Here is a 12,801-nt window from a genome sequence, read left to right on the forward strand (position 1 = left end):
CGTGTCCCGATTCGGCCACCGGAGCGGCACTCCACCGGGGGTGTCAGCCGCCCAGCCGTTCCAGCACCTTACGGCGCCAGCACTCCGTCTCGGCGATCTGGTTGAAGGTGAAGAGGTGCAGGCCGGCCACTCCCGCCGACGGCCGGGTGAGCGCCTCCGCGCCGCGGGCGAGCAGCCGCTCCGGGTCGTATCCACCGGGCGCCGCGAACCGCAGGAACCAGGAGGCGTGCCGGGTGAGAAAGCGGGTCGACTCCCCCACCCCGATCTTCGTCGCCATGGACAGCAGCTTCGCCCGCTGCACGGGCCCGGCCACGCCCACGTACACGGGCAGTGTCACGTCGCGGCGCCGGATCCGGGCGATCCAGTCGCCGAGCGCGCGCGGGTCGAAGCACAGGTTGCTGACGATGTACGTGGCATGCGTCCGCTTGTCCCACATCGACTGGATGGTGATGTCGTCGTGGATGAGCGGATGGCTCTCCGGATAGCCGGTGATCCCCAGGTCCGCGAAGGGGCTGCCCAGCTCGCTCAGCCCGCGCAGCACCGGCAGGGCTCCGTCGTACGGCCCGGCCGGCGGGTCGGCGTCACCCGCCGGCACGAAGAGGTCGTCGACTCCCGCCGCCCGCAGCCGCTCGGCCACGTCCTTGAGGTGCGCGTCGTCCCGCAGCAGCCGCGCGGGGACGTGGGGGACGACGCGGTAGCCGTGCGCCGCGAGCCGCTCGGTGAGGCCGAGCGTCGGCTCCAGCCCCCTGACCGGCGACGCCGTGACCGTGACCACGACTTCGCGGGGCACATGGGCGAGGACCTTCTCCTCCGTCGCCTTCGCCGGCAGCACCTCGTAGCGGACCCGGGCGAGCAGCGCCCGCAGGGCCTCGGCGCCCACCGTCTACCCGGCCTGTTTCTGGGCGTCGCGGTGCCGGTAGTAGGCGGCCTTGGAGGGCGCCGGCGGCTCCTTGCCGAGGATGAGGTCGGCCGCCTTCTCGGCGATCATCATCACCGGCGCGTAGATGTTGCCGTTGGTGACGTACGGCATCACCGAGGCGTCCACCACGCGCAGCCCGTCCAGACCGTGCACCCGCATGCTGAGCGGGTCGACGACGGACATCTCGTCGGTGCCCATCTTGCAGGTGCAGGAGGGGTGCAGGGCGGTCTCGCCGTCCTTGGCGACCCAGGCGAGGATCTCCTCGTCCGTCTCCACGGACGGGCCGGGCGAGATCTCCCCGCCGTTGTAGGGGGCGAGCGCGGGCTGGCTGAGGAGCTTGCGCGCCACCCTGATCGCCTCGACCCATTCGCGGCGGTCCTGCTCGGTGGAGAGGTAGTTGAAGCGCAGCGCCGGGTGTTCGCGCGGGTCCTTGCTCTTGATCTTCACCGAGCCGATGGCGTCGGAGTACATGGGGCCCACGTGGACCTGGTAACCGTGGCCGCCGGCGGGCACGGAGCCGTCGTAGCGGACCGCGATGGGCAGGAAGTGGAACATCAGGTTGGGGTAGTCCACGTCCTCGTTGCTGCGGCAGAAGCCGCCGGCCTCGAAGTGGTTGGTGGCGGCCGGCCCCTTGCGCAGGAGCCACTGCAGGCCGATGAAGGGGGCCCGCCACTTCGCCAGGTACGGCTGCATGGAGACGGGCTGCTTGCAGGCGTACTGGATGTACACCTCCAGGTGGTCCTGCATGTTCTCGCCGACGCCAGGCAGGTCGTGGACGACGTCGATGCCGAGGGCGCGCAGTTCCTCGGCGTTGCCGACGCCGGAGAGCTGCAGCAACTGCGGGGAGTTGATCGCGCCGCCGCAGAGGATGACCTCCTTGGCCCGGACCTGCTGGAGGGCGCCCTTGCCGCGCTGGAACTCGACACCCACGGCCTTCTTGCCCTCGAAGAGGACGCGGGTGACGAGGGCGCGGGTCTTCACGGTGAGGTTGGGCCGCTTCCTGGCAGGCTTGAGGTACGCCTTCGACGCCGACAGGCGCCGGCCGCGGTGGACATTGCGGTCGAACTTGGCGAAGCCTTCCTGCCGGTAGCCGTTGACGTCGTCCGTGGGCGCGTAGCCCGCCTCCTGGGTGGCCTCGAGGAAGGCGGAGAAGAGCGGGTTGGTGGCCGGGCCGCGCTCCAGGACGAGGGGGCCGTCATGGCCGCGGAACTCGTCGTCCGGGTCGGCGGCCAGACAGTTCTCCATCCGGCGGAAGTACGGCAGACAGTGGGCGTAGTCCCAGGTCTCCATGCCGGGGTCGGCCGCCCAGCGCTCGTAGTCCATGGGGTTGCCGCGCTGGAAGATCATGCCGTTGATGCTGCTGGAACCGCCGAGCACCTTGCCGCGCGCGTGGTAGATGCGCCGGCCGCCCATGTGGGGCTCGGGCTCGGACTCGTACTTCCAGTCGTAGAAGCGGCTGCCGATGGGATAGGTCAGCGCCGCGGGCATGTGGATGAACACATCCCAGGGGTAGTCGGGGCGGCCCGCCTCCAGCACGAGCACCCGGTTGCCGGGCTCGGCCGAAAGCCGGTTCGCAAGTGCGCTGCCGGCTGATCCACCGCCGACGATGACGAAGTCGTAGTGCAGGAGAGCCATGGTGCCTCGTCTCGCTCGCGTCGTCGCTATGCGGGGATGCTAATACGAGTAGCGCCATACGCACCAGGTTGCGGACGACGCAACTTGTAAGAACTTTGTTCACACCGCGTTACTTGCCGCGGTGTTGTTTACTGCGCGTATAGTTCCGCTATGAGCAACTACAGTCCGGATACCGAAACGAACGGTTCACCGTCCGGCGGCGTGCAGTCCGTCGACCGGGCCATCAGCGTCCTGGAGATCCTCGCCCAGCGCGGCGAGGCGGGCGTGAGCGAGGTGGCCGCCGAGATCGATGTTCACAAGTCGACCGCGTTCCGTCTGCTCGGCGCCCTGGAGGCGCGCGGTCTCGTCGAGCAGTCGGGCGAGCGCGGCAAGTACCGGCTCGGCTTCGGCATCGTACGCCTGGCGGGCGCCGTCACGGGACGCATCGACATCACCCAGCAGAGCCGGCCGGTGTGCGAGCGCCTGGCCGAGGAGATCGGCGAGACGGTCAACATCGCGGTGATGCAGGAGCACTACGCGATCAACCTCTACCAGGTGCGTGGCCAGTCCGCCGTCACCGCGCACAACTGGGTCGGCCAGCTGACTCCCCTGCACGCCACCTCCAGCGGCAAGATCATGCTGGCTCATCTGCCCGCCGAGGACCGCGCCGCGCTGCTCACGGAGGCCGGCCTGAAGAAGCTGACCCCGCACACGATCTCCTCGAAGGCGAAGCTGGAGAAGAACCTCGCCGAGGCCCGGGAGCGCGGTTACGCCTGGACGCTGGAGGAGCTGGAGATCGGGTTGCACGCCATGGCTGCGCCGATCCGTGACCGAGAAGGCCAGGTCATCGCTTCGATCAGCGCCTCCGGGCCGTCGTACCGGTTCACCGAGGAGCGCATGCACGAGCTGGCTCCGGTGCTGGTGAAGGGCGCGGAGGAGATCAGCCATCGCATGGGGTACCTGGGCTGAGCGCACACAGTACGACCGCCGTACGGCCCGCGTTCGCCCCCCGCGCGGGCCACGGGCACCCTCCTCCGCCTCACTCCGGCTGCCGTGTACCGAGCCGCTCGTGCACCCAGTCGTGGAAGGCGCCGATGTGGTGCTCACTGGGCACCAGCACACCGCCTTTGGCGTACAGCCGTGAGCTCATGCCTGGCTGGGTGCGCTCGCAGGCGTCGAAGTCCTGGCGGTTGACCCGGTCGAAGAGTTCCACGGACCGGCTGACGTCCTTGCCGCTCTCCACCACGTGCGGCAGGTAGAGCCAGTCGCACTCGACGATCGTGCGGTCGGCGGCGACCGGGTACATCCGGTGGAAGATCACGTGGTCGGGCACGAGGTTGATGAAGACCTGCGGCTTGATGGTGATCGCGTAGTAGCGGCGGTCCTGGTCCTGGGACACGCCAGGAATGCGGTCCAGGCCCTCGGAGCCGTCGACCGTGAAGCCCTGGATCTCCTCACCGAACTCGGCGCCGTGGCCCACGTAGTACTGGGCGGCGTAGCCGTCGGCGAACTCCGGGAGCACCTCGGTCAGTTCGGGATGGATCGTGGCGCAGTGGTAGCACTCCATGAAGTTCTCGATGATGAGCTTCCAGTTCGCCTTGACGTCGTAGACGATCCGACTGCCCACCGCGAGGTTGTCGATGTCGTAGCGCTCGATCGACTCGACGTCACCGAGACGGGTGACCACCTCGCCGATGACGTCCTGCTCGAAGGAGGGCGGGTCCTCCGCCAGGCACACCCAGACGTAGCCGAGCCATTCGCGCACGGCCACACTCACCAGCCCGTACTCGGTGCGGCCGACGTCGGGCATCTTGGTGAGGTTGGGCGCCGCGACCAGCTTGCCGTCCAGGCCGTAGGTCCAGGCGTGGTACGGACACTGGAAGGCGCGCTTGACCTCGCCGGAATCCTCGGTGCAGAGCTTGGCTCCGCGGTGCCGGCAGACGTTGAAAAAGGCACGGATCGAGTGGTCCCGAGCCCGGGTGACGAGGATGCTCTCGCGGCCCACGTCGACGGTGCGGAAGGCGCCGGGCTTCGGCAGGTCCGCGGCGCGGGCGACGCAGAACCACATCGTCTCGAAGATGCGCTCCTGCTCCTGGGCGAAGATCCCCGGGTCCGTGTAGGCGGAGCCGGGAAGGGTGGCGATGAGGCTGTCCGGCAGGCTTGTCGAGGTCAACGCTGCACTCCTCGGGAAACGTCGTGGAAGGTTCAGTCACGTCAAGATGCAGTGGCGGTGAACTGCTTGCGCCAGCGGGTGAACAGCCGCGGCTGGTTCATCCCGAGCGCGGCGACCGGCCGGCCGGCCCGCCGGTAGACGGCCAGGAAGCTGCGGTCGTCGGTGGAGCCCTCCTCGACCGTCACACTGTCGGCCCCGGCGGCGTGGCCGACGAACTGGATCTTCACGCCGTACTGGTCGGACCAGAAGTACGGCGGCCGTGGCACACCCGGTTCCGCGGCACCGTGCGCGAGCAGCGTGGCCACGGCGGCGTCGGGCCGTTCCAGTGCGCCGGTCCAGTGCTCGACCCTGCGGTGGATTCCGGTGTGCGGGTCGTACCAGTTGGCGCAGTCGCCCACGGCGACCACCCCGGCGACACTGGTGCGCCCGTCGGCGCCGCACTTCACGCCGTTGTCGAGCGCGACACCGGACCCCTGGAGCCACTCGACGCAGGGACGCGCGCCGACCCCGACGACGACCGTGTCGGCGGGAACGGAGCGACCGTCCTCCAGCAGTACGGCATCGACTCTGCGCTCCCCGCTCAGCCCCTTCACCCCGACCCCGCACAGCAGTCGTACGCCGTGGTCGGCGTGGAGGGCCGAGACGACCCGGCCCATCGCCTCTCCGAGCGGTCCGGCCAGCGGCGTCGGCGCCGCCTCGATCACGGTCACGTCGAGGCCGAGGGCGTACGCCGTGGAGGCCACCTCGGCGCCGATGAACCCGCCGCCGATCACCACCAGCCGTCCGCCGCCGGCGAGGTCGTCCCGCAGGGCGCGGGCGTCGTCGACGGTGCGCAGCACATGGACCCCGGCAAGTCCCTCGGTGCCGGGCAGGGTGCGGGCGGCGGCTCCGGTCGCGATGACCACGCCGTCGGCGCGGATCTCGCGGTCGTCGGCGAGCCGGATCGCCCGCTCGGTGCGGTCCAGCCCGGTGGCGCGGACCCCGAGCACCCACTCCGCCCGGAGTTCCTCGTCGTCCCGCTCCAGTGCAAGGTCCGCCTCGCCGACGGCACCGGCCAGGAACTCCTTGGACAGCGGCGGCCTGTCGTACGGGCGGTGGGGCTCGTCACCGATGACGACGAGCCGGCCGTCGTACCCGCGCTGCCGCAGTGAGCGCGCGGCCGACAGACCGGCCAGCGACGCGCCCACCACGGCGACGGTCCTCACGCGGGGCCTCCGGCGAGGCGGGCGGCGACGCACGGCGGCAGGTTCGGCGCGTCCGTGGACAGCCGGACGTAGACCATCCCGTCCTCGACGACGACCTCGTGGGTGCGGACCGGGAGCTTGGCCGGGGGTGCGTCCACGGCTCCGGTCCTGAGGTCGAACTTGGAGGCATGCAAGGGGCATTCGACCTCACAGCCCTCCAGCCAGCCGTCGGCGAGCGAGGCGTCCTGGTGGGTGCACGTGTCGTCGATGGCGAAGAGCTCGCCGTCATCGGTGTGGAACACCGACACGGGCGGGTCGATGTCGAGCCGTTGGGCCTCGCCTCGCGGCAGATCCGCGAGACGGCACGCGGGAATCATCATGACACCTCGGTGCGTATAACGAAACGGATTGCGATTGACGCAACGCCAGTCTGCGGGCCGTTCTGAAGCGTTGTCAAGGCGTTCGCAGGCCGGGTTGCGCGGCGCCCGACGACCGTTTCCCGGGCACGTCGAAGCGACCTCGAAAGCGCAGGTGAAGCGGCGGAACCGGCGCGCACAGGGTGCGCCGACGGCCCTGCCGCCGGTGCCGTCCACGAGGTCCGTCACCGGGGCAGGGCCGCTTCGTCGGCAGCGGTCAGAAACCGCGGTCGATCCACTCCTGGAGGTGCGGCGCCTCGGCACCGATGGTGGTGGTCTCCCCGTGGCCGGTGTGCACGGCGGTGCCGTCCGGGAGGGCGAGGAGGCGCTCCCTGATCGAGGTGATGATGGTGGGGAAGTCGCTGTACGACCTTCCCGTCGCACCCGGCCCGCCGGCGAACAGCGTGTCGCCACTGAAGAGGGCGGAAAGGTGCGGGGCATGCAGGCAGACGGCTCCGGGGGCATGACCGGGGGTGTGCAGCACGGTCAGCTCGGTGCCAGCGACCAGGATGCGCTGCCCGTCGGTCAGTTCGCCGTCGGGCAGCCGGTCGGGATGGGTCTGCTTCCACAGCCGCAGATCGTCGGCGTGCAGCAGGATCGGGGCGCCGGTCCGGTCGGCGAGTTCGGGCGCGGCGTCGATGTGGTCGTTGTGCGCGTGGGTGCACACGATCGCCCGCAGGGTGCGTCCGCCGAGGGCCCGGACGATCGCGTCGGCGTCATGGGCGGCGTCGATGACGAGCGCCTCGTCGTCGTCCCCCACGATCCACACGTTGTTGTCGACGTCCCAGGTGCCGCCGTCCAGCGAGAACGTCCCCGAGGTGACGAGGTGTTCGATACGGGCGCCGCTCGTCACAGGACCACCACCGAGCGCAGAACGTCACCGTGGTGCATGCGCTCGAAGGCCTTCTCGACCTCGTCCAGGGCGATGGTCTCGGTGACGAAGGCGTCCAGGTCGAGGCGGCCCTGCAGATAGAGGTCGATGAGCATCGGGAAGTCACGGGAGGGCAGGCAGTCCCCGTACCACGACGACTTCAGCGCTCCGCCCCGGCCGAAGACGTCCAGCAGCGGCAGCTCCAGCTTCATCTCCGGGGTCGGCACGCCGACCAGCACCACGGTCCCGGCGAGATCGCGGGCGTAGAAGGCCTGCCGGTAGGTCTCCGGACGCCCCACCGCCTCGATGACGACGTCGGCGCCGAAGCCCCCGGTCAGCTCACGCACCGCGTCGACCGCGTCGGTCTCCTTGGAGTTGACCGTGTGGGTCGCGCCCAGCTTCGCGGCCGTGGCCAGCTTGCGATCGTCGATGTCGACGGCGATGACCTTCGCCGCGCCCGCGAGCTTGGCCCCGACGATCGCCGCGTCCCCCACGCCGCCGCAGCCGATGACCGCCACGGTGTCACCGCGCCCGACGTTGCCGGTGTTGATGGCCGCACCGATGCCCGCCATCACCCCGCAGCCCAGCAGTCCTGCGGCGGCCGCCGACGCGGCCCGGTCCACCTTGGTGCACTGCCCGGCCGCCACGAGCGTCTTCTCGGCGAAGGCGCCGATCCCCAGCGCCGGCGACAGCTCCGTGCCGTCGGTCAGGGTCATCCTCTGCTTCGCGTTGTGCGTGCTGAAGCAGTACCAGGGCCGCCCACGCAGACAAGCCCGGCACTGCCCGCACACGGCGCGCCAGTTCAGGATCACGAAGTCACCGGGCGCCACGTCGGTGACCCCCTCGCCGACGGCCTCGACCACCCCCGCCGCCTCGTGCCCCAGCAGGAACGGGAAATCGTCGCTGATGCCGCCCTCGCGATAGTGCAGATCGGTGTGGCAGACGCCGCAGGCCTCGATCTTGACCAGCGCCTCACCCGGGCCGGGGTCGGGCACGACGATCGTTTCCAGACTGACAGGGGCGCCCTTGCTCCGCGCGACGACAGCTCGGACCTGCTGAGACATGGCCACTCCTCGGCTGACAGAGGGACGAGACGTTGCCTAATACGGCACGCATCTCGTGTTTCGCAACACAGCATCGCGGAGGCCGAAGCAGCGGTCAAGGATCCGTCAGGCGGTACACGCAGATCTGCGGCAAGAGGGCGGCCTCCCCTGCGGACCACCCGGTCGGGTGAAGACGCCCTGCCGTGAAGAACCTCCCGCCTGAGCCCGAGCGTGATGGTGTGCGGGTGGCACGCCCCAAGTCGTCCTCGTCGACGGGCCCGCCGGGATCGGCAAGACCTCTCTTGCCCGGCACTTTCTGTCCGGCGTCACCTCGGACTGCTGCGTGGTGAAGGCCAGCGGCGAAGAACTCGAGATGGAGCTCACCTATGGACGGGGGCGAGGCCCTCGCGGTGCTGTTGCCGTACGAGAACCGCGCGGCCGAGCGACACCGATGGCTCGAACAGGCATCAGCCGCGCGTTGCCGGGGCCTGCTGGAGGAGGCGCTCGGCAACCGGGAAGCGGCGGACAAGGCGTTCCGGAAGGGGTTGCAATACTGCGAGCGGGGAGAGCCGTGCCGGGAGCAAGCGCTGCTCCATCTCTCGTACGGCACCTTTCTGCGCCACGCCCGCCAACGCCCGAAGGCGGTCGCCGAACTTCAGGCCGCCCACAAGACATTCCTGCAACTGCAGGCCACGCCGTATCTCAAGCGGTGCGCAGCCGAGTTGGCGGCCTGTGGCGGCCCGGAGCGGTGTCCGTCCTGCCGGGCTCACCGCACAGGAGCTGACCGTGGCCCGACTCGCCGTACAGGGCATGCCGAACCGCGAGATCGCGCAGGAACTGGTCCTCAGTGTCAGAACGATCGAGTACCACCTGGCCAATGCGTACATGAAACTCGGCATCACCTCTCGCATGGGACTGATCGGCAAGCTGGGCGGGGAGACCTGACGCCCGTCCCCGTAACCCGGGGCTGGATCCAGGGGAAATCACGGGGGTGCTCGCGGCCATTCCTTCGTAGCGTGCAGAGCGGACGGGAGCCCGCTGCCGAACAGGCGTTGTTCAGCAGCGGAGCCACACCCAAGAGTTTCCGATCTGTATGGGGGGGACCATGCGGCCTTGCACATCGGCGCCAGCCTCTCGGCTCTTCTGCGCCTTGGTGCTGGGCTTGATCCTTGTGATGAGCGGCTGCTCATCGAACGAGACCCCGGAGCTGCAGTGGTCCGTCCCCGACAGCGTGGTGGGCGTCTGGTGCGGTGGCGCGAACGACGCACCGGACGGTCACTGGACGTATGCCTTCAGCGACGAGGCCGAGGTCGCGGCAGCGAACGACAGGACCAGCTTCCACGGTCATGTCGTCACCGAAGGGAACGTCATGACCTTCTACATGGAGGGGACCGATCCCTTCCAGTCGACATGGTCGGTGGGCTACGGGGAAGCTCTCGGCGTCAACCTCCTCTACCTCGACGGCTACAGCTACGTCCCGGGAAGCTGCAACTCCTAGGGCTCTTGCTCCGCCCGCCGAGGGGTCGGGCGGAGCAACCGCCTACATCGGCGGAGCCGGCCTCAGCGCGTGGCTCGTGCCGCCTCCTCGATGACATCCGCGACGAGACGGGGATGCGATACGGCCACGGAATGCGAGGCGGCGACCTCGATGGTGTGGGCGTGGGCGCGCTGGGCCATGAAGCGCTGTACGGCGGCGGGGATGTTGAGGTCCTGGGTTGTGACGATGTCCCAGGTGGGCTTGTTCTTCCAGGCGGCGGCGGTGGCCTTCTCCTCCAGCGCGGCCTGGGCGATGGGCCGCTGGGTGGCAGCCATGAGGGCGGCCTGGTCCGCGGGGACGTCGGCGGCGAACTGGTGACGGAACTTGTCCTGCCGGATGTAGAGGTCGGTCCCGGTGGTGCCGTCGGCATTGGTGCAGGGAATGGGATCGAGTGCGGCGGGGAGGGTGGAGCCGGGGTACTTGTTCGTCAGACCGAGAGCGGTCTCGCCGGGGGCAGGGAGGAAGGCCGCGACGGAGACCAGGGCCTTGACCTGGGGGTCGTTGGCGGCGGCCTGACTGATGACAGAGCCGCCGTAGGAGTGGCCGACAAGGATCTTGGGGCCCTTGACATGGTCGAGGACGCTGCGCAGGGCGGCGGCGTCTCTGTGCGGACCGCGCAGCGGGTTGGCCGCCGCGACGACCGGGTAGCCGTCGGCGTGCAGCCTTTCGATCACGCCGTTCCAGCTGGAGCCGTCGGCGAAGGCGCCGTGTTCCAGGACTATGGTCGGCCTGGCCTGCCGATCCGCCACGGCCGGCCGGGACGCGCCGTTCGCGGAGACGGCGAGCGTACCGACCGCGGCACCCGCCATGACCGTCGCTGCGACAGCCATCGCGAACCGCCGCCCGCGCACACCCTTCGTACCGACCATGGGAAATCGCCCTCCGGAAACCTCGGACTGTTCGGACTGTGCTGGGTGAAAGCGCTGCTCGACGTTCACCGCGAGTCGTCCTTCGACGATGTCGTGGCCACGTGGCTGGTGACGGGGATGTTGCCCCGGGTGGCCTTGGAGTAGGGGCAGATCTGGTGGGCGGCCTCGGCGAGTTCCCAGGCGGTGTGCTGGTCGACGCCACCGAGGGTGGGGTTGAGCGTGGCGGAGAGGCTGAACTCGCCGTCGTCGCCGTGCGTGAGCGTGATCTCGGAGGTGATGGCGGTGCTGGTGAGCTTGATCCCACGGATGGCGGCGGCCCGGCGCAGGGCGCCGAGGAAGCAGGCTGCCCAGCCGGCGGCGAAGAGCTGTTCCGGGTTGGTGGCGTTGCCCGCGCCGCCGAGTTCCTTGGGGATGGAAAGGGTGTGGTCCAGGAGGCCGTCCTGAGAGCGGACGGTGCCGCCGTTGCGGCCCTCTCCGGTGACGTTGACGACGGCCGTGTAGCTGACTGCCATGGCAGGTCCCCCATCTTGGGTTGTGAGGTATCGGGATGTGTCGGATGTGGTCGAGATGCTTGGTGCCGGGATGTCGGTCAGTGCCGGTGCGGCGGGACGCAGCGGAAGCTGTCGGCGTCGGCCGGGCCCTGGCCCTTGTAGTGGGAGACCAGGGGGTAGCGGCACAGGTCACGGGTGAGCGTCCGGCCGGAGGCGTCGGTGAGCGAGGCGGTGAGGGTCTCGGGTGCCTTGCCCTGCTCGACCCACTTGGTCAGCGCGGCCAGGTCGTCCACCTTGTCCTTGAGCGCGCAGTGAGCCGTGCCCGGGGCGAGGAAGAGGCGGTAGAAGTCGTCGACCCGGTGTGAGCCGCCCAGCTTCCGCTGCACGCGCTCGCGGTAGTCCACGGTGCCCTGAGTGGGGATCAGCTGGTCCGCCTGACCGTGGTAGGTGAGAAGCTTGCCACCCGACTTGCGGAACGCCGACAGGTCCGGGTCGTCGGTGCCGATGACCTTGTCGTACTCGGCCTGGGACTGCCTGAACAGCTGCGTGAACTGGTCGTACGCCAGCTTCGAGGTGTCGAGGGAGGGCTGCTTCTTCACCCACGACGCGACCCAGGCGGCCGGGACGGGGAACGGGACGTCGCCCGCGAGACTCGTGAAGTCGGCGCCGACCGGCAGGCCGTACCACAGCCTCTCGCCCGACGTGGTCCGCGGGCCGTCCCAGATCCTGCGCACCACGGCCGCGTCGGCAGCCGTGATCGTCTCCTCCTCGCCGGCGCAGACGACCTTGGTGCCGATCAGCCTGCGAGGGTCGAAGGTGCACTGCTCGGGGTCGGAGACCAGGCCGTCCCTGACGCCGTCGAGCTTGTCGCAGGCCTTGAGGGCGGCCTGGTTGAAGGCGTTGAACTCGCAGGCGCTCGGGCGGGTCTTCGCCTCGTTCATCACCACCTGCGGCCACAGCGTCGCGACCTCGAACTCGTCCCAGTTGACGGCGGGCGCGTCGGCGAGGATGCCGTCGAAGTCGTCGGGGTGGCGCTGGGCCTCCATGTAGCCCTGGCGTCCGCCGGTGGAGCAGCCGTTCCAGTAGGAGTAGGAAGCGGCCTTGCCGTAGACCTCGTCGACGACCTGCTTGCCGACGAGCGCCATCTCGTGCTGGGAGCGGTCGGCGAAGTTCTTCAGCAGCGCGGTGTCGACCTGCCCCTCGCTGTTCAGCGCCCAGTGGGTGTCCAGGACGTCGCCCACGCCCGCGTCGGTGGTGGCCGCGGCATAGCCGTTCTTGACCGCCGTACCCAGGCCCACGCCGTTGTCCCCGGCGGCGTAGGCAGCGCCGCCGAGCGCCTGGAAACGGCCGTTCCACCCCTGCGCGGGCAGCCATGTCCGCACCTTGGCGTGGTCGCCGTCTCCGGGATGGGTGAGGGTGACCGTCACCTCGCAGTAGGCCGGTACACCGGAGACCGAACCACCCAGGATCCCGGTCCCGTTCACCGTGCCGCCCGCCTCGCGGGTCACCGTCACGGACTCCACCTCGGTGCCGGCCGGGGCCTGCACGGAGACGGTCGAGCAGGTGAACGGGGCGAAGGCAGCGCCTCGGTTGTCCGCGGAAGCGCCGGCCGGCAGGCACATGGCCGCCGCCAGCGGTACGCCGGCCGCGAGAAAGGTCAGAAGTCGTCTCATTGACGTTCCTG

13 protein-coding genes are annotated in these 12,801 nt (G+C 69.7%); 3 read left to right on the forward strand and 10 right to left on the reverse strand.

Annotated features, from left to right (window positions below; all coding sequences use genetic code 11):
• Positions 1 to 43 precede the first annotated feature (43 nt).
• Both ACWC5O_RS29225 and betA read right to left on the reverse strand, forming a co-directional pair.
• Positions 44 to 880 carry a 5,10-methylenetetrahydrofolate reductase gene (locus tag ACWC5O_RS29225; RefSeq protein ID WP_450581513.1) on the reverse strand — a complete coding sequence of 279 codons (837 nt, stop codon included), beginning with the start codon at positions 878 to 880 and terminating at the stop codon, positions 44 to 46.
• 3 nt (positions 881 to 883) lie between these two features.
• Positions 884 to 2,554, reverse strand: coding sequence for a choline dehydrogenase (betA, locus tag ACWC5O_RS29230; protein ID WP_450581514.1), 1,671 nt, complete (start codon positions 2,552 to 2,554; stop codon positions 884 to 886).
• A 150-nt stretch (positions 2,555 to 2,704) separates the two neighbouring features.
• Between betA and ACWC5O_RS29235 the strand changes: the two genes are divergently transcribed.
• Entirely contained in the window at positions 2,705 to 3,502 is a 798-nt protein-coding gene (locus tag ACWC5O_RS29235) for an IclR family transcriptional regulator (RefSeq protein ID WP_450581516.1), read from the forward strand.
• A 70-nt stretch (positions 3,503 to 3,572) separates the two neighbouring features.
• Here the strand turns inward: ACWC5O_RS29235 and ACWC5O_RS29240 are convergent, their stop codons facing one another.
• The 5 genes from ACWC5O_RS29240 to ACWC5O_RS29260 all read right to left on the reverse strand — a co-directional run bounded on the left by ACWC5O_RS29240 (position 3,573) and on the right by ACWC5O_RS29260 (position 8,241).
• Entirely contained in the window at positions 3,573 to 4,706 is a 1,134-nt protein-coding gene (locus tag ACWC5O_RS29240; protein ID WP_450581518.1) for an aromatic ring-hydroxylating oxygenase subunit alpha, read from the reverse strand.
• 41 nt (positions 4,707 to 4,747) lie between these two features.
• The gene (locus ACWC5O_RS29245; protein WP_450581519.1) at positions 4,748 to 5,911 is read right to left on the reverse strand and encodes an NAD(P)/FAD-dependent oxidoreductase; all 1,164 of its coding nucleotides are present in this window, start codon (positions 5,909 to 5,911) and stop codon (positions 4,748 to 4,750) included.
• Positions 5,908 to 6,270 (reverse strand): bifunctional 3-phenylpropionate/cinnamic acid dioxygenase ferredoxin subunit, encoded by a 363-nt coding sequence (locus tag ACWC5O_RS29250; protein ID WP_386575325.1) that lies wholly within the window; start codon positions 6,268 to 6,270, stop codon positions 5,908 to 5,910. The genes ACWC5O_RS29245 and ACWC5O_RS29250 overlap by 4 nt, the downstream gene beginning before the upstream one ends.
• 253 nt (positions 6,271 to 6,523) lie before the next feature.
• Positions 6,524 to 7,159, reverse strand: a complete 636-nt coding sequence (locus ACWC5O_RS29255; protein ID WP_450581522.1) for an MBL fold metallo-hydrolase — start codon at positions 7,157 to 7,159, stop codon at positions 6,524 to 6,526.
• Positions 7,156 to 8,241, reverse strand: a complete 1,086-nt coding sequence (locus tag ACWC5O_RS29260) for an S-(hydroxymethyl)mycothiol dehydrogenase (protein WP_450581524.1) — start codon at positions 8,239 to 8,241, stop codon at positions 7,156 to 7,158. The genes ACWC5O_RS29255 and ACWC5O_RS29260 overlap by 4 nt, the downstream gene beginning before the upstream one ends.
• A gap of 711 nt (positions 8,242 to 8,952) precedes the next feature.
• On the opposite strand from ACWC5O_RS29260, the gene ACWC5O_RS29265 reads away from it, so the two are divergent.
• Complete coding sequence (locus tag ACWC5O_RS29265; RefSeq protein WP_450781102.1) at positions 8,953 to 9,165, forward strand: helix-turn-helix domain-containing protein; 213 nt, start codon at positions 8,953 to 8,955, stop codon at positions 9,163 to 9,165.
• Between the two features lie 229 nt (positions 9,166 to 9,394).
• Complete coding sequence (locus ACWC5O_RS29270; protein ID WP_450581528.1) at positions 9,395 to 9,718, forward strand: hypothetical protein; 324 nt, start codon at positions 9,395 to 9,397, stop codon at positions 9,716 to 9,718.
• Between the two features lie 62 nt (positions 9,719 to 9,780).
• Here ACWC5O_RS29270 and ACWC5O_RS29275 read toward each other — a convergent pair whose 3' ends face one another.
• The 3 genes from ACWC5O_RS29275 to ACWC5O_RS29285 form a co-directional block, all read right to left on the reverse strand.
• Positions 9,781 to 10,626 (reverse strand): alpha/beta fold hydrolase, encoded by an 846-nt coding sequence (locus ACWC5O_RS29275; RefSeq protein ID WP_450581530.1) that lies wholly within the window; start codon positions 10,624 to 10,626, stop codon positions 9,781 to 9,783.
• A gap of 65 nt (positions 10,627 to 10,691) precedes the next feature.
• Complete coding sequence (locus ACWC5O_RS29280) at positions 10,692 to 11,138, reverse strand: organic hydroperoxide resistance protein (protein WP_450581532.1); 447 nt, start codon at positions 11,136 to 11,138, stop codon at positions 10,692 to 10,694.
• 77 nt (positions 11,139 to 11,215) lie between these two features.
• On the reverse strand, positions 11,216 to 12,790 hold the full coding sequence (locus ACWC5O_RS29285) for a tannase/feruloyl esterase family alpha/beta hydrolase (protein ID WP_450581533.1): 1,575 nt from the start codon (positions 12,788 to 12,790) through the stop codon (positions 11,216 to 11,218).
• Positions 12,791 to 12,801 lie beyond the last annotated feature (11 nt).

The organism is Streptomyces sp. NPDC001450 (assembly GCF_053597295.1).